The following is a 22,962-nucleotide window of genomic DNA, read 5'->3' on the forward strand; positions in this document are numbered from 1 at the left end:
AGTAAAAGCCTGCTCACTCATCCTATATCTTCACCTTCACGAATGGCGATATGTAACGAATCATTACGCGACTTTCAATATCGAAATCATCCTGTTAGGGTGAGTGCTTAGATTGACTCATAATAACAGACACATTTTGAGCGCTCTGTTTAACTCTCTCATTGTCCAAAGGAGCGGTATCTATGGACTGGCTTATTATTGCACTCGCGGGCTTTTTAGGCGGCATGCTCAATGCAGTTGCCGGTGGAGGCAGTTTTATTACCCTATTAGCGTTAGTGTTTGTCGGGGTTCCACCGATTGCGGCGAATGCCACGGGGACAGCCGCGCTGCTGCCTGGTTATATCGCCAGCGCATGGCGTTTTAGAAAGGATATCGAATATCCGGCGAGTGTTAGCCTTAAGAATCTGATCTTAATTGCTTTAATTGGCGGCAGTATTGGCGCGGGTATTTTGCTGACCACCAGCGAGCAAGTCTTCGCAAAGCTGATCCCTTGGCTGATTCTACTGGCCACCGCGGCCTTTATTGTTGGCCCTTGGTTGCTCAAACGAAGAATCGCAGAGCAAGGCGAAAACACCTCTACGCCAATGTTAAGTCCGATAACGGCACTGATAATGCTGTCGGCTGTGTGTATCTATGGCGGTTATTTTAATGGTGGCTTAGGCATCATACTACTCGCAAGTTTTGGCCTGATGGGGCAAACCAATCTACATGGGATGAACGGACTTAAAAATCTGATTTCAGCCCTGCTCACCGCCATTGCCGTTGTGGTTTATGCCGCGGGCAATGTTATCGATGGGCAATATCTGTTGCTGCTTGCCGTTATGGCGATTGTCGGTGGTTATGTGGGGGCGGCGCTGGCCTACCGTATTTCACAGCCCTTGCTACGCGGCTTTATTGTGATCGTCGGTTTAGCGATGGCTTTAGGCTTTTTCATGCGCTAGTTTTTCATGCGTTAGTTTTCATACGTTAGGCTTTTGATTTGTGAAGCTTAAACTCATAAAAGCTGGACAGGCGAGTTTTCGATACAAGGTCTCACCGATAAATTGCCCTTATGTGACTGACTTGTTACTCTGATCCATCCTATAGGAGAACAGTGTGATTAAGGATAGCGATGAAACTGATGACCTTGAAGCTGAGGACCTTAAGACTGAGTAAATTAATGCCAAAGACCTTGAAGCTAAGCACCTTAAATCTTGCCCTGTGTCTTATTGCATGCTCACCGGCTATTTACACCGAAACCGCTAGCGCAGCAACCATTAGCGTCAAAACGGAAACGGGTAATATTCAGGTAAAAACCATAGCCCAAGGGTTAGAGAATGTCTGGGGTATGGCATTCTTACCCGATGGCAGTATGCTCGTGACTGAACGCGCTGGCAGAATGCGCATTGTCAGCACGGCAGGCAAAGTGGGTGAACCCTTAACGGGTTTACCGCCGATGTATGCCAAAGGTCAAGGTGGTTTACTTGATGTCGTGCTTGCGCCAGATTTTGCCAGCAGCAAAAAAATCTATTTCAGTTATTCAGAACCCGCTGAAGGTGATGCAAGCGAGCTCAATAGCACAGCGGTCAGTTTTGCCACGCTCAATGGTAACAAGCTTGAAAATCTCACCCGCGTTTTTAGTCAACAACCCAAAATCAACAGCGGCCACCATTTTGGATCTCGTTTAGTGTGGGCGCCTGATGGCACACTGTTTATCACACTCGGCGATCGCTACAGCGAAAAAGATAGCGCCCAAACATTGGACAATCATTTAGGCAAAGTGGTGCGTATTCATGCCGATGGCTCAGTGCCTAAGGATAACCCCTTCGCCAATACGGCTGGCGCCTTACCCGAGATCTGGTCTATTGGTCATCGCAATATGCAGGGCGCGGCGATTAATCCCATCAGCAAAGTCTTGTGGACTGGCGAGCATGGACCTCAGGGCGGCGATGAACTCAATATTGATGAGGCGGGCAAAAACTATGGCTGGCCTGTGATTACCTATGGTGAGAATTACGGCGGCGGCAAAATTGGCGAAGGCACTCATAAGACAGGAATGGAGCAACCCGTCTACAAATGGGTGCCCTCGATTGCCACGGCGGGCTTTATGTTTTACACAGGTGATAAATTTCCACAGTGGCAAAATAATCTGTTACTCGCCAGCCTAAAGGGAAAAACACTGGTGCGTTTAGTGCTTGATGGCGACAAGATAATTAAAGAAGAGCGGCTACTGAAAACTGAATTAGGGCAAAGATTGCGCTCAGTCGTGCAAGGGCCAGATGGACTGATTTATCTCGTAACCGATGAAGCTAAATCAAAAATTTACCAGTTATCGCCGCAGTAATCTTAATCGCTGCACTTTAAATAGAGCGCTTTAACTAAAGCACCTTAACCACAGCAATAAGCTCAATCGATAGAAAATTTAAGCCTTAAAACGACAAAAAGTGTTCATCAGGAACACTCTTTGTCGTTGGCGTGGCACTTATTAATTCATGCCTTTATTCGTTCACCACACACATGCCCTGCTCGGTTTGTACATAGGGAGCTAAAATAGGCATCATGCCCTTCATCACCTGCAATGGCAGCGCCGAGGTAAAACTAAAATCATCGGATTTACTGCCTGGCACGAAGGCGGTCAAAGTACCGAAGTATTTGTCACCTAGATAAAACACGAAGGTCGCGGTGCGGTTCATCGCCGTAGTCGCCACTTTTTTACCTTGCTGCATCTGAGTCACAATACGGTTATCACCGGTGCCGGTTTTCCCGCCTATGGCTAACATGCCACCTTTTTCATCGGTAAAAATGCCCTTTAAACGACGTGCGGTGCCGTTTTGCACTACGTTCGCCAGCGCCGCTTTTAAGGCTTGTGCTACTTCATGGCGCATTACCCGCTCACCTTGGGTGTTCTGATTCTGTAATCTCACTTCATAGGGCGTATCTGCGGCGAAATGCAGCTGATTGATACGCACTGTGGGCAAACGATAGCCGTCGTTTTGAATAATGCCCATCAGCTCGGCTAAGGCTGCGGGTCGGTCACCCGAGCTACCCAGCGCTGAGCCTAAGGATGGCACCATAGAATCAAAGGGATAACCTAAACGCGCCCAACGTTGATGTATGTCGAGGAAGGCTTCAACTTCAAGCATCACTTGCACTCGAACATCACGAGCGTTTTTATGCCGCGTCCTAAACAACCAACGGTAAACCTCTTGACGTTGTGCTTCACTCGCCTGCTTAACATCGTTCAAGTTGGCATCAGGATTATGATTAAGATAATCCAGCACCCACAATTCCAAAGGATGCACCCGTGCGATATAGCCTTGATCTGGCAAATTATATTTATCCGGACCGTACTTGTTATATAAGCTCTTAATACGACCATCGGTATAGCTTACCTGCGGCAATCTTTGCTTCAAGAAAGCCTTAAATGCCGCCATAGGTTCATCGGGCAGTAAATAGCGATACGCCGCCGTCAACTGCTGCTCCGACTGGGACAAACCGTCAAAAAACATGTCGAAACGCTCATTCGCAGCCACTTTTTTGTACTTGCGATAAAACTTAGTAACGAAGGTATTACCTTCTCTATCAGCAAATACCCGCAGATATTCGTCACGGCGCGGATCTTTATCATTACGCAGCAACTGGGCCATATTGCCCTCGTTTTGCATACTACTGCTGTAATTCACGATATCGCGCATGAGGCGCACAAACGGCAAGTTAACCGAATCCTGCAGGGCTTGGTAAAGTGTTGGCGTTTTTAAATCTTCTGTTTTTTTAAAGTTATTAAACACATGCAACCCACCACCGGTAAAAAACTGTTCACTAGTTGAGGCCGAATATTCTCGCTGTAACGCCGCATCTAACATGCGGTCTAAACGTCTGTCGGGATTCAAAATCAAGTAATCAATCGCCCAACGTGTTAAATGATCCCTTGGTTCGATAATGATGGATTCCAATTCAATCCCATGTTTCTTGGAATACTTGTCGTGGATCTCGGCAATGATTTCTAAGTAGGTCGCCATCACCCGCAATTTAGCGGTTGAGCCCAATTCCAACTTACTGCCCTCGTTAATATCAAAAGGCTGATCGGTACTATCCGTCTGCACTCTAACTCGGTTGGCGGTATCAGTGCGCTCATAAAGCGTAAAGCTATACAGTACGTTTTGCAGTTGACTTGGGTCGAGTAACCGTTCGCCAAGCAGACCCACTTGCTCCGCGGTAGGCACTTGCGCCAGACTGCGTAAGTAGTGACTGACTTTCTGCTGTAAGTCACTGTGTAAGCTACTATTGACCGTCAAATCGAGCCTGTCTAAATCATACAGCCCCACATTTAACATGCCTGCGGTGCGAATGCGAACTGTGTTCACGCCCTTATCTGCGCCAGATTGGGTATTACGCTGCGGCTTGGCGACCTTAAACTGCAATTTCTGCGCGAGTGCAGCATCACGTAGGCCACGATCAATCAAATAATACTGGCCGAGTAAACGGATATGGCTATCGACTAAGTTTTCAAGATCTTCATGACCTTGCAATAGATAGTAAGACGGACGACGTTGGGCGATCATCAAGGCAACCACTTGTCGGAATACTTGTCCGCGCTTGGTGGCATTACCTTTGATCTGCGGCGATGCTAACAGCTTGTTTGCAGTATCGAAATCGGTACCAAACCACGCCCACAGTCCATCACCAATACCATGAACTTCACCATGATTTGGCGCCGAAGATAATGGAACGGTATTCAGGTAATCTTGAACGATGCGCTTACGAGCAGGTTCAGTGTTTTCACCTTGTTGGTACACGCGCACACTGGCCGAGCCAATTTGCAGTAACTTATCTTTAATACTCAAGGTTAAACCTTGGGAAGAATGGCGGAATTTCTCAATCTGAGTCGCAAGTGTACTGCCACCCGCGGTAGAGACATTCATACCAACCATTTCAGCAATTTGGCTCATGCCTGCCACCACAAAACGTGGCCAGTCGATCACAGGATTGAGTTTCTCTTCCGTCGTCCATAACTCGCGGTTTTCAATAAACAGTAAAGTATTAACGATTTCATTGGGGATCTTATCGTCGTCCTGATAAACCCGTTTAGGATAGGCAAATTCGTATAAATCAGTATTGCGGCAATCGAGCAGCGTCAACCCAGATTGAGCCTTTTCATGGTAAGGCGGAAAAAATCCAAGTTGAGCGTATTCCTGCAACGCTGGCGAAAACGCCACTTGTTGCGTTACCTGAAAATTCCGTTGCAATAACCTATCAATATACTGAGGTAACTTACTGTAGCCATGGCGCTCATCAAAAGGACCATAACTAGGATAAATAACCGCTTGGCTCGGTGAGCTTTCTAATTCATAGGTGAGCGTCTTAGCATATTGATTGATGAATTTTGCTTGGTAAAACGAAGTTTTAACCTCAAGTCCAATCAGCAATGCAGCGCAGCAAATCAGAATAAAAAATAAGAACCAGACCCTGCCCTTTGATCTGGCTTTACGCGGCGGCTTAACCTTAGCTTTAGGCTCAGGTTGTGGTGGACGAGGACGATAATTTTCGAACTTCATCTCTGATGTGGAATTAGGCAAAACAGCTCCAAAAAAACACTAAAATATTCATCTTTCATGCAACTCAGCAAATCCGTTGCCACTCAGTCAAGCAAGATATCAAACTCATCTAGCCATTATCCGGCTCTATTAATTAGTCTTAGTACCCAACTTTATCAAACCTAACTTCACTGTAAAGAAGGGGGCCTGTGACCCACAACCGCCACTAATCAATACTAATGTTAAGCTGATAGTACATTTTGCCAAATATTAATTTGTTGATATCAAGGTATTTTCAGCGATTAAGGCAACAGACAGTATGACTTAAAAACAAAACGAGCTAATTTAAGTCGCATAAAAAGAATGAGTCGCTCAATAATTACACGCTATTAACTCAGCCTCATCCCACATATTCATGCGCATCCCAGATAAATTCACGAAAATGTTTGCGACAAACAGACTCGTAACTTTCATTACCGCCAATCGCCACTTGCTCACCCTCGCGCATCACCTTGCCTTCACCATCAAGACGCACCACCATGTTAGCCTTACGCCCACAATGACAAATAGTCTTCAGCTCAACTAATTTATCGGCCCAAGCTAATAAATAATGACTGCCGCTAAAAAGTTCGCCTTGAAAGTCCGTTCTTAGGCCATAGCAGAGTACAGGAATATCAATATTATCGACCACATGCGTCAGCTGCTTAACCTGTTCTTTACTCAAAAACTGACACTCATCCACCAGCACACAACTTAATGGCGTCGCTTGATGCACATCGCTAATCATTTGAGTCAAATCATCTTGGCTACTAAATACCTGTGCTTCGGTTTCAATGCCAATACGTGAGGCCACTTTACCTTTGCCATATCTGTCATCTATGGAGGCTGTCATGACCAAAGTATTCATACCGCGTTCACGGTAGTTATAGGATGACTGTAATAGGGAAGTGGATTTACCCGCGTTCATTGCCGAATAATAAAAATACAATTGAGCCAAGACTTATACCCTTTAAAAACGTTATCGCTTACGCGTCTGCTACCAGAGCCAAATTGAGCGCTAGTCTAACATTGCGCTTCACATCAGAACACTAGCAGCCGCTAAGCTTTTATCATGAAATTCTGCAATGACACCAACTTATCAATCATTTTAATCCCCAATCGCCTCCTGAAATATTTCTAGTCCACTTCATTTAATACTCTTCCCTGCAAAAAACATAAAAAACGCCCCGATGCCGTTCAATTGTTAATGAAAGCTTAACTGAAACTTAAATGTTGTTTCATAAGGAAAAATTAGTAAAAGTTAAATTTAAAAAGTGCGATCTACCTCCAAAGTAATAGGTATAAATGGGCTTGCGCTCAAAAAACAAACACAAATTTAACAGTAATATTTCATTCGAGACAAAACGTGCTCAATTAAAAAAAGAAAAGTATTCGATAGCTTGCAAATTGAGACCAACGGTCAAAGCACTAATCTACCCTGCAAACTTTAGTGCTCCACTCCGTCCTTTATTCGCATATTGGATCAAATGGAGATTATGATGAGAATTTTCACCTCTAGAAAACTGGCATATTTAGTTGCCTTAGCACTAACTGGCGCCCTTGTTGGCTGTGGCGATGATGGTAAAGATGGTGTAGATGGAGCACCAGGAACGCCCGGTATCCCTGGAACACCTGGTGAACCTGGAACACCCGGTGAGCCTGGAACACCGCCCCCTGTCACCAGTTCTACTATGACTAACGTCAAAGTGATCAACTATAGCTTTGGCGAAGGCAGTATCACTTACGAATTTGAAATTACAGATCAAAACAATAACCTAATCAACGGACTGTTAAATGCTCAAGCCAAAGTGGCGGCACTAACAGATAAAGGCTTCATCACTAACCGCACCGAAGCTGATAAAAATGGTGTTACAGATAACGTCCATATTGGCGGTGAAGCAACTCAAGCAACCGTCGGTGCTGAATTGACCGCTTTAGCTGATGGTCATTACCAATTTAAAGTACCAATGAAAGGGGTTAATCCAAGCACTGAAGGTATCGTTTGGTTACGTGTCGGTGGTAATAATGGTATTGCGACCTCTAAACCTCTGGTCGTTAACAAACCTGAAGGCACCCATTCAACCACAACTGATAGTTGTTACTCTTGCCATATCGACTACTCAACAAGTCCTCGTCGTCATGCAAGCTATGTCGCTACTGGCATGGACAGCGAAGTCACCTTCGTGGAAGGCTGTTTAGTGTGTCACGGCTCAGTTAGCCGCGCAGTTGTCAATGCTGAAGGTTTCTCTACGGGTGGCTATGCGACAAACACCCTATCTAAAATTGGTCATATCAATCACCAAGATTTTACTAAAGACTTTTCAGTACAAAACTGTACATCTTGTCACGTTGAAGCACCTAAAAACATCAACGTAGCTGGACCAGGTTGTATTGATTGCCATGACAGTGGTGGCGTACCAGGGGCTATTATCCCAAGTAATGGTGCGGATCTGCGCATTATGCACGAAAGCAAAGCGGGTATAACCGAACGCCAAGCGATTCGCGCTAAGTATAAATTGAGTCTATCAACACCTGTTAAAGTAGATGATATTTCTACCAAGACAGACCACTATGCGCCGACAGGTGCTGCGGCTGCAGTAACCGCCCCAGGCTGGTGTACAACGCTGACAGTGAAAGACACCGATGGTAACGTCTTTAGCATTAAAGACAACTTTAACTATTCTAGCCCGCTAGTATATGACGCTAAGAAACCCGTAGTTTATGCGGGCGCTTATTTACATTCCTATGAAAATGGCAGCTTAGTGGGTCGCCCAGGTAACCGTACTAACTACTACTATGGTTACAACACTGACGGCACTAAAAATATCTGTCATTTACTGACAGATATCAGCGCAGTGAATGCTAACTATGTTTATTCTGCCCGCGTGACATTCAGTACCGCTGGTTGGATGGAATATGATGGCAAGCAACGCTACCAAAGTAATGGCAACCTAAGAGCGACAGGTTATGATGGTTCTATGGGCATATCCTTTACGGCTTACTCAGATGTCGTTAACCCTGTCACCACTCAAAAGGTCTCTGGCTTCGAACGTCGTGAGATAGCGAGTACTAACAGCTGTACTACTTGTCACAACGATGCCACTGCGTTCCACAAAAATGGTGCCTTCGATGAAGGTGGTAAAGCTTGTATCGCCTGCCATGACAACGGCATGGAACGTACTTCAGCAGCCTTAGGCGCAGGTTTTGGTCCTATGGTGCACAGCTGGCACTGGGGTAATGGCGCTAAAGTCGGTGAAGTTAAAGCTGATGGAACTCAAGCGCAAACCGCTAACGGTGCAGGCGCGATTGAAGCCTCTACTAGCTGCGTTGCCTGTCATGAAAAAGCGATTGATTTAAGCAAAGTGCCAAATCAATACATCGCTGAGCCAGGTAGCAAAATGACAAGCCCAGTCACCGCTAACTGTTATGCCTGCCACACTAGCGATTCAGCTAAGGCGCATATGGCAAGCAACGGTGGTGAAATCAGCATACCAAAGGTTGCTGACTGGTTTAAACAACCGACCTCTGAATCCTGTGCAGTATGTCATGACACAGGTAGAAGTTCTGGTATTGATAAATACCACAAGTTTACTCGCTAATTAATCATCTCATCATCGCGTGATTAAGAAGTAAGTAAAAAGCGGTACCTATTTTCCCTGCAAGGAAATAGCCAAAGGAGTCTCGCTAATGCGAGGCTCCTTTTTTACTTAGACATTCCCGATAACAAGCCATTTTCAGCCCTATTTAAGTTACTAACGTTACAGTCCTAAAAAACAACAATTCAAAGGAAGTCACTCAATTATGCGTAAAAGTTTTATTGCCATCGCCATCGGCGCCACTCTCACCGCCGGATTCATGGCAGGTTGCAGCAGCACAGAAACTAAAGCACCTAACGTTATCTCGGTACAAAACCAAAATCCGCTGTTCCAAGCCAGTAACCTGCAATATCAAGCACCCGATTTTAGCCTCATTAAGAATGAGCACTTCGCGCCAGCCCTAGAGCAAGGCATGGCAGAGCAGTACCAAGAAATTCTCGCAATAGCCAATAATCCGGCAGCAGCAACCTTCGATAATACGATTGTGGCTATGGAGAAAAGCGGCGCCCTACTCAACCGTGCATCAAGCGTGTTTTATAATTTAGCAGGGTCAAACAGCAATCCAGAACTGCGTAAAATCCAAGGCGAAATGGCGCCAAAAATGGCGGCCCACTCAGATAATATCAACTTAAACCCAGCGCTATTTGCCCGTATCGAAGCCATCTATAACGACCGCACCAACTTAGGGTTAACCCCAGAAGCCGTGCGTTTGGTTGAGGTGTATCACCAACGCTTTATCATGGCTGGCGCTAAACTTACCGATGAACAAAAAGTTAAAATCCGCGCGTTAAATGAAGAACAATCAACACTAACGAATGAGTTCTCTCAGCGTTTATTACGCTTAACCAAAGAAATCGCCGTTGTGGTGGATTCAAAAAGTGAACTTGCTGGATTAACCGACGGTGAAATAGCTTCAGCCGCGAACGATGCCAAAGCGGCCGGTCACGATGGCAAGTATCTGATTAACATCACCAACACCACTCGCCAACCTGTGTTGGCATCACTGGAAAACCGTGAGCTACGCCAGCGTATTTGGGAAGCCTCAGCGAACCGTGGCTTAACTGGTGAAAACGAAACTGCGTCACTCGTATCTCGTTTAGCGAAACTCAGAGCCGAGCGCGCAACACTATTAGGCTATGAAAACTGGGCAAGTTATCGATTAGCACCGCAAATGGCCAAAACACCCGAAGCGGTTTACAGCATGTTTGGTTCAATGGTGCCTGCGGTAGTTGCTAACACAGAGAAAGAAGCGGCCGACATTCAAGCCATGATCACTAAAACCGGTGGGAAATTTGAACTGGCACCGTGGGACTGGGAGTTTTACGCAGAAAAAGTTCGCCAAGAAAAATACGCCCTCGATGCCAATAGCATTCGCCCATACTTCGAGTTTAACCGTGTGCTCGAAGACGGCGTATTCTACACACTCAAAGAACTCTATGGCGTCACCTTAAAACCACGCCCAGATTTACCGGTTTACCATCCCGATGTGAAAGCCTACGAAATGTTTGATGCCGATGGCTCAAGCATGGCCATTTTCTACGCCGACTATTTTGCCCGTGAAGGTAAACGTGGTGGCGCTTGGATGAGTTCGTTCGTCGGTCAATCCTTCCTCGAAGGCACTAAACCTGTGGTCGTCAACGTGATGAACATAAAGAAAGCGCCCGAAGGTCAACCCACCTTCGTCAGCTATAACGAAGTCACCACTATGTTCCATGAAATGGGTCACGGCACCCACGGCATGTTCTCTAAAGTGACTTATCCAAGTCTGGCGGGTACCTCGGTTTCACGCGACTTTGTCGAATTTCCATCGACGTTTGAAGAAGATTGGGCAGCCCATCCAAAAGTGTTAGCGAACTACGCGAAACACTACGAAACGGGCAAACCCATTCCCGATGAACTGCTGCAAAAACTACTGAAATCTGGCAGTTTCAACCAAGGCTTTGACACACTGGAATACATGGCCGCTGCATTAGTAGACATGGAATGGCATTCATTAAGCCCAGATACCCCGCTGCAAGATGTACCAACCTTTGAAGCCAATGCTTTGAAAAAGCACGGCTTAAACATTAGTGCCGTACCTCCGCGTTATAAGTCGACCTATTTTGCCCACGCCTTCCCCGGCGGTTACTCGGCAAGTTATTACGCTTATATGTGGAGTGAGATTTTAGCGGCGGATGCGTTTGCCTATGTACAAACCCAAGGCGGGCTCAATCGTGAAATCGGCATGAAGTACCGCAAAACGATCCGTGAAGTGGGTAATAGCATAGCGCCAATGGACGCCTACAAAAACTTCCGCGGACAAGAACCCACCACAGAAGGCTTACTTAAACGCCGCGGTCTAGATCAAGCACGCTAAGCTAAGAGTTGATAGCCTTAATGCGATAGGCTATAGATAAAGACAAACTCAGCCTTAACCAAAAAAATCAGCCAGCATAATGCTGGCTGATTTATTTTGACTTATTTGTCGTGAACGTTTGCAGTGAAAGGTTTCAATTAACGTCTAGCTAATTGCGCCTTTAGATTTGATTTTAAGTACGATAATACTGATCACAAATGCCACACTACAAGCCACTAAACCAGCGACAACAGACTCGGTAAATCCAAGTGCCACATAACCCACTAAGCTAATAAACGCCGCAATGAGTGCATAAGGTAGCTGAGTCACCACATGGTCGATGTGGTGGCAACTGGCGCCCGTAGACGACAAGATAGTCGTGTCGGAAATCGGCGAGCAATGATCGCCAAATACAGCACCCGCCAGCACAGAGGCAAGCATAGGCAACATCATGCCAGTGTGACTTCCCATCGCCATATCAGCAGCAATCGGCAACATGATCCCGAACGTACCCCAGCTAGTACCAGTTGAGAACGCGGTAATACCTGCTAGCACAAACATTAAGGCGGGTAAAAACGCGAACGGAATATTTCCTGTTGCTAAACTCGCCATAAACTTACCGGTTTCGAGTTGACCAATCACACCTGCGATTGTCCAAGCAAATAACAGGATGTAAATCGCCGGCAGCATAGAGCGAGCGCCCTGCACTATACCTTTGACTATCATCAATTTCTCAACGCCTTGCACTAAATTCAATATCAGCGAAACCGCTAGACCAATTAATGCACCAAAGAAAAGTGATGAACTGACATCGGTTTTCTCAAAAGCAGAAATAATATTAAATTCAATCCCTTCCGCCGCGAGTACTTGAGCGCCACTGTTAATCATAAAATAGAGGGTTGCAAATACCAACACGGTAATCGGCAGAAATAGACCTAAAATCTTACCGGTTTCGGCTTCAGGTAAATCCGCGTTAGCCCCAGGCGGTAATCCTTTAGACTCATCGTATAAATTACCACGTTGGGCATTGAGCTCATGCTCACGCATTGGCCCAACATCTAATCCCATAAAGACAACAAAAAGTAATAATAACAAGGAGAAGATTGCGTAAAAGTTCATTGGGATCATTTGAATAAAAATACTCAAATGACCCGTATCAGCAAAACCATGGGCAGTTAATATCCCGCCAATGAGTGCGATAATATAAGCGCCCCAGCTCGAAACTGGAGAAATAACGCACACAGGCGCGGCAGTAGAATCTAATAAATAAGCTAACTTAGCACGGGAAACATAATAACGATCGGTAACAGGTCGAGCGACCGAACCAACAACTAAACTATTGAAATAATCATCAATAAAAACTACGCAACCTAAAAACATGGTCAATAGTTTAGCATCACGTTTATTACGTATATGTAAACGAGCCCAATCGGCAAAAGCCCGCGCGCTGCCACTTACGGTAATTAACGCTGTAATCATTCCCAGTACAATTAAGAAACCGAGAATATATAAGTTCCACGAATTTAGACCTTTATCAGTCCAAAAAAGCCCTTTAACGCCATTAAATACAAACTCACCCGTTGCTAAAGGTGAAAATTGATTGAGCAATAAAGCACCAATTAAAATACCTAACCCCAAAGAAAGCAGTACACGGCGAGTCAAGATCGCCAACACGATAGCCACCGCAGGCGGCAACAAGGAAAGTGCCGAATCGGCATAATTCATAACAGTCATTGATTATTATCTTCGTTAAATACGAATGGAGGGCGACTGAACTGGTGGGAAAAGGCAATAGATACCCAAGGTCACCTGTCCTATCAGTAGCGCTCCATAGTAACTATTCCCAAAATCCATATCGGAAAATACTATGGCAGTGCTGCACCTATTAGGTACAACCCCAGCAGTTGATCGTGATAAATCGAACCACTTCGGCACCAAATCCTTTCGCAATCGATCAACGGAATCACCCTACTGATCACTACTAATATTTGGCGCGCCTCTACTTCTAAGAACGCCCTTGCACGGGCGTGAGGCACATAAAAACATAAGCGGCTTAGCAGATGCTACCGCAAAGCCACTTAATGTGACCTAGATCACAGATAAAATCAACTGAGACTTGTAATCAGCTCAGGAACCGCCTCAAACAGATCAGCAACGAGTCCATAATCGGCAACTTGAAAAATCGGCGCTTCAGGATCTTTGTTGATTGCAACGATGACTTTAGCGTCTTTCATGCCGGCTAAATGTTGAATCGCGCCAGAAATACCGACGGCAATATACAAGTTTGGCGCAACGATTTTACCGGTTTGACCTACTTGTAAATCGTTAGGCACAAAACCTGCGTCAACTGCGGCGCGTGATGCGCCAACTGCTGCACCGAGCTTGTCAGCAAGTTGCTCTAACATGCCGAAGTTTTCACCACTGCCCATGCCTCGGCCACCAGATACAATAATGCCAGCATTGCCTAACTCTGGACGGGCAGAAACTGTCAGCGATTGAGAAACAAACTGAGTTCTCGCTTCAAACACTTTATCAAGTGTCGTCACAGCTGCACTGTTACCTTCTGGCGCAGCGTCAAACGCACTGGCGCGCACTGTTATCACTTTAATGGCATCATGGCTTTGCACTGTCGCTAAGGCGTTACCCGCATACACAGGGCGCACAAAGGTATCGGCATTGACGACGGTAATAACTTCTGAGATTTGCGCGACATCTAATAATGCTGCAACGCGCGGAAGCGTGTCCTTACCTAAACTTGAAGCCGAGGCCAGAATGTGACCATAGTTTGGCGCTAAGTCCACCAGCAATTTGGCAAAATTTTCCGCTAAATGCGCTTCATACACGCTGGCATCAGCAACGAGTACTTGGCTAACACCTTGTAGTGCCTGCGCCGCTTGGACAACCGCGCCACATTGGTGACCCGCAACTAAGACATGTACTTCATCGCCTATGGCACGGGCGGCGGTAACAATTTTTGCCGTATCGAGTTTCAGTGCAGCATTATCATGTTCAGCTAATACTAAAATGGCCATTTAGATCACCTTCGCTTCATTTTTTAACTTTTCAACTAGCTCAGCTACCGACGCTACCATGATGCCCGCTTTACGTTCAGCTGGCGGAGTGACCTTCACAATCGTTTGGTGACTCTTTAACGTCACGCCTAAGTCTGCCACAGTAAATACTTCTAATGGCTTACGCTTGGCTTTCATTATGTTAGGCAATGAAGCGTAACGGGGTTCGTTCAAACGTAAATCGGCGGTCACGACAGCAGGTAAAGGTAATTTGAGAGTTTGCATGCCGCCGTCAATTTCACGGGTGACTTGTAATGTATTCGCTTCTAATTTGATTTCTGAAGCAAAGGTCGCCTGTGGCATATCCATTAACGCGGCAAACATTTGGCCAGTTTGGTTATTATCACCATCGATGGATTGCTTACCAAAAATCACCAGCTCTGCTTGTTCTTTGTCTTGTACCGCTTTGAGCAATTTGGCGATAGACACTGGCACGAGCTCTTCTTCAGTATCGATATGAATTGCACGATCTGCGCCTAATGCAAGCGCGGTACGCAGTTGTTCTTGCACGGCTTTATTACCAATACTGACAACAACCACTTCAGTAGCGCTACCCGCTTCTTTTAAACGAACCGCTTCTTCTACTGCGATTTCACAAAAAGGGTTCAACGCCATTTTTAGGTTTGCAGTGTCAACACTTGTATTGTCAGCTTTGACCCTGACCTTCACATTGGCATCAACAACGCGCTTAACGGGCACCAATACTTTCATAGGGTTTCCTTCCTACACTTTCATGTACATGGACAAAACATTGGTTAATACCAATGCAGGATAGAGCAACTTTACGTCCTGTTAACGTTAACGTCAACCAAAGTCAAACGCCTGTTTGTATTTTTTAATCCGCTGCAACGGCCACTTTTTTGGACACTTATTTGAGGGAATAAGAAAAGTTCAAAAAATAAATAATATTTAATTTCCTTAAAACGCATAATTTTATTTGATTCGAGCTATATTAGTTTCTATCATTTAGGTGTTGTTCACCATTATCCTGTATTAAAAATAGAGTGGGACGAAAATAGATATGAGCGAATTTTTAGAGATATTAACTCACGGCCGTCGTTTTAAAGCTGCAGTAAAAGAACTTAGCGTTGAAGAGTTACGTGATTTAGCCGACAAATTAGATAAAATTTTAGTAGAACGCGAGTCTATGGCTGAGGAAGAAGAACAAGCCATGGCAGCTCGTAATGCTAAGATTGAAGAAATCCGTCAACAAATGGAAGCCGTTGGTTTATCAATTGATGACTTAGGTGGCGTAGCTGTTAAAGCTGCTGCGAAGAAACGCGCTCCTCGTCCAGCTAAATACCAAATTGAAGTTGACGGTGAAATGGTTCAATGGACTGGCCAAGGCCGTATGCCTACCGTATTTAAGAACGAGATCAACAAAGGTCGTTCTATGGAAGATTTCTTAATCTAATCCAACCAAGTGTGATGGCGCTAATTTGCCAACACAAGTTTGCATAAAAGCTCGCATTAATTGCGAGCTTTTTTATATCCATCAATCGTTTCAAACTTAAACAACAGCCGTTAATTCCGCACCTCACTCCCGCTCAAATTACGTTACAATTCAGCCTTAGTATTTACATCTGCTTTCAGTTACTCTTTGTTCACCCTCACTCGATTGAATAAAATAATGCAGATAAACAATAAGATAATGATAAGCTGCAGCATAATCGCTAGCTTAGTATCACAAACAACATTTGCCCAACTCAATACTGGAACAACATCCAGTAAACTCACTGCATTTACCCATGCTGAATTAATTATTGCCCCGGGAAAGCGTTTAAGCGATGCCACTTTATTAATTGAAAATAATCAAATTAAAGCCATTATTGAGCACAACGACATTCCCGCTGGCGCATTTAGAATCGATTTGAGTGGTTATACAATTTATCCCGGATTTATCGATCCTTTTACCGATTATGGGATTGAATTCGAATATCCCAAACTTAAGCTCACTCGCCCCGTCTATGATATAAAGCGTATCGGTGGTAATGCGGAAAATGGTGCAATTCATTCTGAAAAAGAATGGTTTAATTACGTTTACCCCAATAAAGAACGCGCAAAAGAGTGGATTAATAATGGTTTCACCAGTGTGCAAAGTAGCAAACTCGACGGTATCTTCCGTGGGACGGGTGTCAGCCTTTCATTAGCGGACAAAACGGCTAATGAAGTGATTTATCGCGCCCGCAGTCAACCTTTTATGGCATTTGATAAAGGTTCGTCTGAACAAGATTATCCCTCATCATTAATGGGCAGCATTGCACTTATTAGGCAAACCTTTGCCGATGCAAATTGGTATAACCAAAATAAAAACAAACCTGCCAATGGCGCAATAAACAATCAAGTCGAATTTAATATCGCCTTTGAGCGTTTAGATAATTTAGCCGATAAGCAAATTATCTTTGAAACCAAAAATCTCAACGACCAATTACGTGCAGCCCATTTACTCAAAGAACATAAACTGCCAGCCAACCTACTTGGTAATGGTCAAGAATACTCACGCATCAATGAGTTAAAGGCGCTGAACTATCCGTTGATCTTGCCTTTAAACTATCCGCAGGCACCGGATGTCGGGACAGATGACGCTGATCGTGAAGTATCACTGGCGGATTTAAGACAGTGGGAACGTGCACCGACCAACCCTGCGGCGGTAGCTAACGCAGGAATCCCCTTTGCGTTAACGCAGTTTGGGATTAAGACCGATGCCTTCTGGCCGCGCCTACGCCAAGCCATTGCCCAAGGTTTAAGTGAAGAAAACGCTCTCGCGGCACTCACCACCCAAGCCGCAGAGATGACAGGCACCGCCGACTTTACCGGTAAACTCGCGCCCGGTTATATGGCTGACTTTGTTATCACTAAAGGCAATATCTTTAAAGATGGCCAGATCTACAGTGTTTGGTTGCAAGGTCAGGAGCAAAGTCTGCGCTCACTTCCCCAAGCACGATTACTGGGAGATTACCAATTAAGCCTCAATAACCTCACGCTAGATTTATCGCTACATGATGAAAGTAAAAGTGATAAACCCAACATCCAAGGCAATTTAAGCAGTGGCGAACAAAGTATCTTACTCACTCAACTTAAGTTAGATGATAACGGGAGATTGAGCTTTACTGCCGATTTGAGCGCCGCAGGCATTAATGGCCTTAGCCGCTTTACGCTGTGGATGGCCGATGACGGCATTCAAGGTCGTATGGTCGATGCAAAAAGTCGCACTACAAATGTTGCCGGTGTCGCTATGACTCAAACTGCAAAGCTCAAAAAAGCAGACCAAGCAAGCAATCATGCTCCCAAGAATGAAGCCAACACGAGCCTAGTGAGTCACCTCACCTTCCCTAACGTTGCTTACGGACTGAGCGAAGCACCTAAGGTGGAGAAGCTGCACATCAAAAATGCCACCCTGTGGACATCGGATAAGCAAGGCATTCTCGAACATGCTGATCTCTTGATGGCCAATGGCCGCATCGAAAAAATTGGCCAACAATTAAGTACACCATCAGGTTATCAAGTCCTCGATGCAACAGGTAAACACCTCACCGCCGGCATAGTCGATGAACACTCGCATATCGCCATTAATGGCGGTACTAACGAAGGAACAGACGCAGTTACCTCTGAGGTACGCATTGGCGATATTATTAATCCCGACGATATTTCAATCTATCGGGCCTTAGCGGGCGGCGTCACCAGCGCGCAATTACTCCACGGCAGCGCCAATCCTATTGGCGGCCAATCGCAACTGATCAAAATGAAATGGGGTGAGCCAGCCGAACAACTCAAATTTGCTAATGCGCCCGCCAGTATCAAGTTTGCTTTAGGTGAAAACGTCAAACAGAGCAACTGGGGCGAGAAATTTGTGCAGCGCTTCCCGCAAACGCGTATGGGAGTCAAAGCGTTATTTGAAGAGACCTTCGATGCCGCCATCGCCTATGAGAATGCGTTAAAAGCCTATGATGATCTGCGCTCCAGCGATAAGAAAAAAACCGTCGCACCGCGCCCAAGTTATCGCCTGCAGGCTGTGGCCGAAGTAATAAATCAGCAACGTGATGTGCACATTCATTCTTACGTACAGTCAGAAATTCTGATGTTTATCCGTCTTGCCGAGGCCTATCACTTTAAAGTGCAAACCTTTACCCATGTTCTCGAAGGTTACAAAGTGGCGAGTGAACTGGCCGCCCATGGCGCTGGCGCATCGACCTTTGCCGATTGGTGGGCCTATAAGTTTGAGGTGTACGACGCGATTCCGCAGAACGCGTGTTTGATGCAAAATAAAGGCGTGACCACCAGCATAAACTCAGACGACTATGAAATGCAGCGCAGACTCAACCAAGAAGCGGCGAAGTCTATGATGTATTGCAATATGTCGAAGGAAGATGCTTGGAACATGGTCACTATTAATCCGGCCAAGCAATTAAGAGTCGATGAATTTGTGGGTTCACTCACCCCAGGGAAAATGGCCGATATCGTGCTGTGGAACGCAGAGCCTCTGTCGATTTACGCCAAAGTGACACAGGCATGGGTTGAAGGAAAACGCTACTTTGACCGCGATCAAGACCAAATTGTCCAGCAAGCGGTCGTCAACGAGCGCGCCGCACTTATCCAAAAAATTCTCAGCAGTGATGATCAGGCCAAAGCGGGTGAAAAAGTCACGCCACTTAACGAGCCACAGTGGCACTGCGACACCCACTATCAGGCATGGGGCCACACTCATCAGGGAGCCAAATAATGCAACATTCATCTAAACCCGTTTTGTTTGCGGCGCTACTGGGCGCGATTTGCACCACGCTGGCCCCAGTGATGGCCAACGATATCGTGCCGACTCCTAAACAAAGTCGCAGCGTACTGATAAAAAACGCCACAGTGCACACAGTCAGTCAAGGCGTGCTCAGCAATACTGATGTCTTGATTGAAAATGGCAAGATCACGGCCGTTGGAGCTCAACTCACCAGCCAAATCAACAGTGCAACCGCAGAAACCAGTGACACTCAAGTCGTCGATGCCAGCGGTAAACACTTGTATCCGGGCTTAATCGCCCTCGATACCAGTTTAGGCTTAGTCGAAATTGAAATGAGCCGCCCCACAGTTGATAACGCCGAGGTGGGCTACATCAACCCACAGATCAGCACGGCCACAGCCTATAATCCGGATTCGGAGCTCATCCCGACCATACGTTACAACGGCATTACCCACGCACAAATCGTTCCGAGCGGTGATGGGTTAGCAGGACAATCGGTACTGGTGGATCTCGATGCATGGACGATTGAAGATGCAATGACACCAAGTGCTGGACAGTTCCATGTCTATTGGCCGCAAATCAAACGCATGCCAGAAGATGAAAAAGAGAAAGCCAAGGCCATCGAGAAAAATCAGCAGGCGATCGACAAGCTCAATATCGCCTTTGAAGATGGCTATCGCTATTTCTTAAGTGATAAGGCCAACGGCAAAGACAAAAACCAGGATGAAGATCCACAGTCCGCGACCAACGACCTGCGCTGGCAGGCTATGCTGCCGCTATACCAAGGCAAAGCGACACTGTTTGCCCATGCCGACAGTGTTGGCCAAATTGAGCAAGTGATCGCCTTGACGAAAAAATACCAATTCAAATTGGTGATTGTCGGCGGATACGATGCATGGCGTTTGGACTCAAGCCTAAGGGAAGTTAAAGCTGGGGTCATTTACCCTCATATCTTGAGTCTGCCTAAACGTAAAGATGAGCCAGTCGATTTACCCTTTAAGATCCCATCTTTACTCGCCAATGCAGGTATTCCCTTCGCCCTTGGGTTCTCATCGGACTGGAATAGCCGTAACCTCCCCTACGCCGCAGGTTACAGCGCCGCTTATGGTTTAACGCCTGAACAAGCACTGAAATCCATCACCTTAGATGCCGCAAAGTTGCTAGGTGTGGAGGATTTAGGTGCGATAGCGGTGGGATACCAAGGCAGTGTCGTGCTGTCAGAGGGGGACATTCTCGACCCTATGACCAATAAAATTGAGGCTATCTGGATTGAAGGGCGGCAGATAGATCTGAATAATCGCCATCAGCAGCTTTATCAAAAGTACCTTAAGCGGTAGAATTTACTCAGATAATAATATCGCATCGGCGCAACCTACCAAGGTTGCGCAGTTTTCTCCTCAACCTCAGGTCAAACCATGAAAATTATCCTCTCAAGTGCATTAGTGCTCCTGCTCAGTGCCTGTGCAAGCGACTACAGTTTTAACAGTAATTTGGACAGTGAGGCGATTAATGACTATTTCAAGGCATCCGATGTCGTCCTTTATGAAGGCGATACCTTGCCGAAAGGTCATTATGAATTAAAAGGATTAGTCGAAGGTGAGTCCTGTCAGGCCGATACCAACGGCGCGCCTGCGTCACTTGCCGATGCCAGAACCGAAGCCCGTCGCAATGCGGCAGATAAAGGGGCTAACGGCATTATCATCAAGCAATGTGTCATATTTGAAGAAGCTGCCCAAGGTTGTATCAGCCGCGCATTATGCGTTGGTCAAGCAGTAAAAACGGCTACAACAGAGTAAGCCTCACGCATATTAAGCATACTGCTCGCGGCGTGATCCTATAGTGTTCTAAGATTGCCCCTATCAACCGCTTAATGGCTGATGTTCCATGAGCAAGGATTCATGGCTAACGCTGCATAATTAGCGCTCAAAGATGGGCCTTAATGATGAGCTTAGGCGGTTGTGATACTTACCCTTTTAGGTAATTTTTTGCATGACATTTACCAACCAAATTGTCGCAGTAGCGACATGCCGCACCCCCTATAAACAAAAGTTTGGCATTCCAAGACAACCCGGACTCGTTGAGGCTCGCGGCTATGTCGAACTCGAACCCCATGTCAATCATCTCGATGCGGTGCGTGGCATAGAGCAATATTCCCATCTCTGGTTGCTATTTTGCTTCCATGAAAATCTTGCCCAAGGTTGGAAAACCACAGTCAGGCCACCGCGATTAGGCGGCAATGAAAAACTCGGCGTGTTCGCCACTCGCTCCACTTTTCGCCCCAATGGCATAGGTCAATCTGTGGTGAAATTGCACGGTGTAGTGCAGCGCAAGGGCAAAGTGTGCCTCGAAATTTCCGGTATGGATCTGCTCGATGGCACACCGATAATTGATATTAAGCCATACATTCCTTTCTCAGATTCTATTACCGATGCTGTGGGTGGCATTGCCCAAGACGCGCCTAAACTGATTTCAGTGGTGTATTCTGACCATGCCAAGACACAGATTGAGCGTTACGCCCTGCAGGAAACCTACACAGATTTAGCTCTGCTTATCCGCGGTGTGCTGGGGCAAGATCCGCGCCCCGCCTACAAAAAAGCCAAGGACGATCCTAAGTTATATCAAGTCGCCCTCTATGATTTAGATGTGTTCTGGCAAATAGCGGTCGATGACAATGACCAAGAATACATCTTAGTATTGGAACTCAAACCGGGGAAATGTGGCTAAATGTCCGCGCCAACGCCTACATCAAAACCTGATTATCAAAGCCAGCATAAAAAGCGGCTCTCTTGGATGCCGTGGCTGTATTTTTCTTTAAAAGAGAAACATTTAATCTGGGCCAAACCTTGGCAAGACGATATTCAAGCAAAACTTTGCGCCCTCGAAACGGTAACTATCGGCGAGCAATGCTTTATCGCCCCCGAGGCGCAGTTATTTGCCGAACCCAATCGTGATATCCGCATGGGTAATCGCTGCATGATCGCCGCCGAGTGTTTTTTGCATGGGCCTATCACGCTAGGGGACGAAGTGGCGATTAATCATGGCTGCTCCTTCGATGGCGGTAGAGTGGGTATTCAAATTGGTAGCCAGACCCGCATCGCCAATAATGTCACCCTTTACGCCTTCAACCATGGCATGGCGCCAGATACGCCCATCTATCAACAAGCTGCTAACTCCAAAGGCATTGTTATTGGCCAAGATGTGTGGATTGGCGCTCAGGCAGGCATAGTCGATGGTGTGACCATTGGCGATCACGCCGTGGTCGGCATGGGCAGCATAGTGACGAAAGATGTACCCGACTGGGCGATAGTGGCTGGCAACCCCGCCAAAGTGATTGGCGATAGACGAGATAAGTAAGCAATAAGGATTATCTTGATACTAGCAGTGACGAAGTCACTCTCTAACAGCGCAGCGCTCTTCCTTGCGTTATCCATTTGTAGTGGTCAAGTAAAATTGGCCACGATTTTAGAGTCATTCCAATATAAACGTTCTGACTCATTTGGCGTTAACCCACCATTATATTGATGGGGTCTGGTCTCACTGTAATATCCAGTGATGTAATTTGTGATCTCTTTATCTGCTTCTGTAAAATTCCCATAACCATTGGCGGGTATCCACTCAGATTTCAAACTTCTAAAGAAACGCTCCATTGGTGCGTTATCCCAACAATTCCCGCGGCGAC

At 46.0% G+C, this 22,962-nt stretch carries 16 protein-coding genes and 1 riboswitch; of the genes, 10 read left to right on the forward strand and 6 right to left on the reverse strand.

The window, feature by feature from the left end:
• Positions 1 to 182: 182 nt before the first annotated feature.
• Both L5M17_RS18370 and L5M17_RS18375 read left to right on the forward strand, forming a co-directional pair.
• Positions 183 to 941: a sulfite exporter TauE/SafE family protein gene (locus tag L5M17_RS18370; RefSeq protein ID WP_263148765.1), complete on the forward strand. Its 759-nt coding sequence runs from the start codon at positions 183 to 185 to the stop codon at positions 939 to 941.
• 170 nt (positions 942 to 1,111) lie between these two features.
• Positions 1,112 to 2,323: a PQQ-dependent sugar dehydrogenase gene (locus tag L5M17_RS18375; protein WP_263148766.1), complete on the forward strand. Its 1,212-nt coding sequence runs from the start codon at positions 1,112 to 1,114 to the stop codon at positions 2,321 to 2,323.
• Between the two features lie 154 nt (positions 2,324 to 2,477).
• Here the strand turns inward: L5M17_RS18375 and L5M17_RS18380 are convergent, their stop codons facing one another.
• Positions 2,478 to 5,555 (reverse strand): transglycosylase domain-containing protein, encoded by a 3,078-nt coding sequence (locus L5M17_RS18380; protein ID WP_131523137.1) that lies wholly within the window; start codon positions 5,553 to 5,555, stop codon positions 2,478 to 2,480.
• 358 nt (positions 5,556 to 5,913) lie between these two features.
• Positions 5,914 to 6,510, reverse strand: coding sequence for a thymidine kinase (locus tag L5M17_RS18385; protein ID WP_028761119.1), 597 nt, complete (start codon positions 6,508 to 6,510; stop codon positions 5,914 to 5,916).
• Between the two features lie 541 nt (positions 6,511 to 7,051).
• On the opposite strand from L5M17_RS18385, the gene L5M17_RS18390 reads away from it, so the two are divergent.
• Positions 7,052 to 9,151 carry a multiheme c-type cytochrome gene (locus tag L5M17_RS18390; RefSeq protein ID WP_263148767.1) on the forward strand — a complete coding sequence of 700 codons (2,100 nt, stop codon included), beginning with the start codon at positions 7,052 to 7,054 and terminating at the stop codon, positions 9,149 to 9,151.
• Between the two features lie 202 nt (positions 9,152 to 9,353).
• Positions 9,354 to 11,504 (forward strand): M3 family metallopeptidase, encoded by a 2,151-nt coding sequence (locus L5M17_RS18395; RefSeq protein ID WP_263148768.1) that lies wholly within the window; start codon positions 9,354 to 9,356, stop codon positions 11,502 to 11,504.
• A gap of 144 nt (positions 11,505 to 11,648) precedes the next feature.
• Here the strand turns inward: L5M17_RS18395 and L5M17_RS18400 are convergent, their stop codons facing one another.
• The 3 genes from L5M17_RS18400 to L5M17_RS18410 all read right to left on the reverse strand — a co-directional run bounded on the left by L5M17_RS18400 (position 11,649) and on the right by L5M17_RS18410 (position 15,265).
• Positions 11,649 to 13,217 (reverse strand): Na+/H+ antiporter NhaC family protein, encoded by a 1,569-nt coding sequence (locus L5M17_RS18400; RefSeq protein WP_028761122.1) that lies wholly within the window; start codon positions 13,215 to 13,217, stop codon positions 11,649 to 11,651.
• Positions 13,218 to 13,296: 79 nt separating this feature from the next.
• Positions 13,297 to 13,493, reverse strand: a riboswitch (Lysine riboswitch).
• Between the two features lie 95 nt (positions 13,494 to 13,588).
• On the reverse strand, positions 13,589 to 14,515 hold the full coding sequence (locus tag L5M17_RS18405) for an electron transfer flavoprotein subunit alpha/FixB family protein (RefSeq protein WP_131523133.1): 927 nt from the start codon (positions 14,513 to 14,515) through the stop codon (positions 13,589 to 13,591).
• Positions 14,516 to 15,265 (reverse strand): electron transfer flavoprotein subunit beta/FixA family protein, encoded by a 750-nt coding sequence (locus L5M17_RS18410; protein WP_028761124.1) that lies wholly within the window; start codon positions 15,263 to 15,265, stop codon positions 14,516 to 14,518.
• A gap of 310 nt (positions 15,266 to 15,575) precedes the next feature.
• On the opposite strand from L5M17_RS18410, the gene L5M17_RS18415 reads away from it, so the two are divergent.
• The 6 genes from L5M17_RS18415 (at position 15,576) to L5M17_RS18440 (ending at position 22,637) form a co-directional block, all read left to right on the forward strand.
• Positions 15,576 to 15,968 carry an H-NS family nucleoid-associated regulatory protein gene (locus L5M17_RS18415; RefSeq protein WP_028761125.1) on the forward strand — a complete coding sequence of 131 codons (393 nt, stop codon included), beginning with the start codon at positions 15,576 to 15,578 and terminating at the stop codon, positions 15,966 to 15,968.
• Between the two features lie 216 nt (positions 15,969 to 16,184).
• Positions 16,185 to 19,274: an amidohydrolase family protein gene (locus tag L5M17_RS18420; protein WP_263148769.1), complete on the forward strand. Its 3,090-nt coding sequence runs from the start codon at positions 16,185 to 16,187 to the stop codon at positions 19,272 to 19,274.
• Positions 19,274 to 20,620, forward strand: a complete 1,347-nt coding sequence (locus L5M17_RS18425) for an amidohydrolase family protein (RefSeq protein ID WP_263148770.1) — start codon at positions 19,274 to 19,276, stop codon at positions 20,618 to 20,620. Before L5M17_RS18420 ends, L5M17_RS18425 begins: the two co-directional genes overlap by 1 nt.
• Positions 20,621 to 20,698: 78 nt before the next feature.
• A complete protein-coding gene (gene rcsF, locus L5M17_RS18430) occupies positions 20,699 to 21,079 on the forward strand; it encodes an Rcs stress response system protein RcsF (RefSeq protein WP_263148771.1) in 381 nt (126 codons plus the stop codon).
• A gap of 193 nt (positions 21,080 to 21,272) precedes the next feature.
• Positions 21,273 to 22,007, forward strand: a complete 735-nt coding sequence (gene tsaA, locus L5M17_RS18435; protein WP_263148772.1) for a tRNA (N6-threonylcarbamoyladenosine(37)-N6)-methyltransferase TrmO — start codon at positions 21,273 to 21,275, stop codon at positions 22,005 to 22,007.
• Positions 22,008 to 22,637, forward strand: a complete 630-nt coding sequence (locus tag L5M17_RS18440; RefSeq protein ID WP_263148773.1) for an acyltransferase — start codon at positions 22,008 to 22,010, stop codon at positions 22,635 to 22,637. It abuts the gene before it with no gap.
• 86 nt (positions 22,638 to 22,723) lie between these two features.
• Here L5M17_RS18440 and L5M17_RS18445 read toward each other — a convergent pair.
• On the reverse strand, positions 22,724 to 22,962 hold a 239-nt coding region (locus L5M17_RS18445), incomplete at its 5' end, for an integrase core domain-containing protein (RefSeq protein WP_263148774.1).

Origin of the sequence: Shewanella sp. SW24, assembly GCF_025653395.1 — a bacterium.
Lineage (GTDB): Bacteria > Pseudomonadota > Gammaproteobacteria > Enterobacterales > Shewanellaceae > Shewanella > Shewanella oncorhynchi.

Bases quoted from the DNA above. Each gene is read 5' to 3' on its own strand.
- L5M17_RS18370 (WP_263148765.1), top strand. From the start codon at position 183: ATGGACTGGCTTATTATTGCACTCGCGGGCTTTTTAGGCGGCATGCTC.
- L5M17_RS18400 (WP_028761122.1), bottom strand. From the start codon at position 13,217: ATGACTGTTATGAATTATGCCGATTCGGCACTTTCCTTGTTGCCGCCT.
- L5M17_RS18395 (WP_263148768.1), top strand. From the start codon at position 9,354: ATGCGTAAAAGTTTTATTGCCATCGCCATCGGCGCCACTCTCACCGCC.
- L5M17_RS18420 (WP_263148769.1), top strand. From the start codon at position 16,185: ATGCAGATAAACAATAAGATAATGATAAGCTGCAGCATAATCGCTAGC.
- rcsF (WP_263148771.1), top strand. From the start codon at position 20,699: ATGAAAATTATCCTCTCAAGTGCATTAGTGCTCCTGCTCAGTGCCTGT.
- L5M17_RS18425 (WP_263148770.1), top strand. From the start codon at position 19,274: ATGCAACATTCATCTAAACCCGTTTTGTTTGCGGCGCTACTGGGCGCG.
- tsaA (WP_263148772.1), top strand. From the start codon at position 21,273: ATGACATTTACCAACCAAATTGTCGCAGTAGCGACATGCCGCACCCCC.
- L5M17_RS18375 (WP_263148766.1), top strand. From the start codon at position 1,112: ATGAAACTGATGACCTTGAAGCTGAGGACCTTAAGACTGAGTAAATTA.
- L5M17_RS18405 (WP_131523133.1), bottom strand. From the start codon at position 14,515: ATGGCCATTTTAGTATTAGCTGAACATGATAATGCTGCACTGAAACTC.
- L5M17_RS18390 (WP_263148767.1), top strand. From the start codon at position 7,052: ATGAGAATTTTCACCTCTAGAAAACTGGCATATTTAGTTGCCTTAGCA.
- L5M17_RS18440 (WP_263148773.1), top strand. From the start codon at position 22,008: ATGTCCGCGCCAACGCCTACATCAAAACCTGATTATCAAAGCCAGCAT.
- L5M17_RS18415 (WP_028761125.1), top strand. From the start codon at position 15,576: ATGAGCGAATTTTTAGAGATATTAACTCACGGCCGTCGTTTTAAAGCT.
- L5M17_RS18410 (WP_028761124.1), bottom strand. From the start codon at position 15,265: ATGAAAGTATTGGTGCCCGTTAAGCGCGTTGTTGATGCCAATGTGAAG.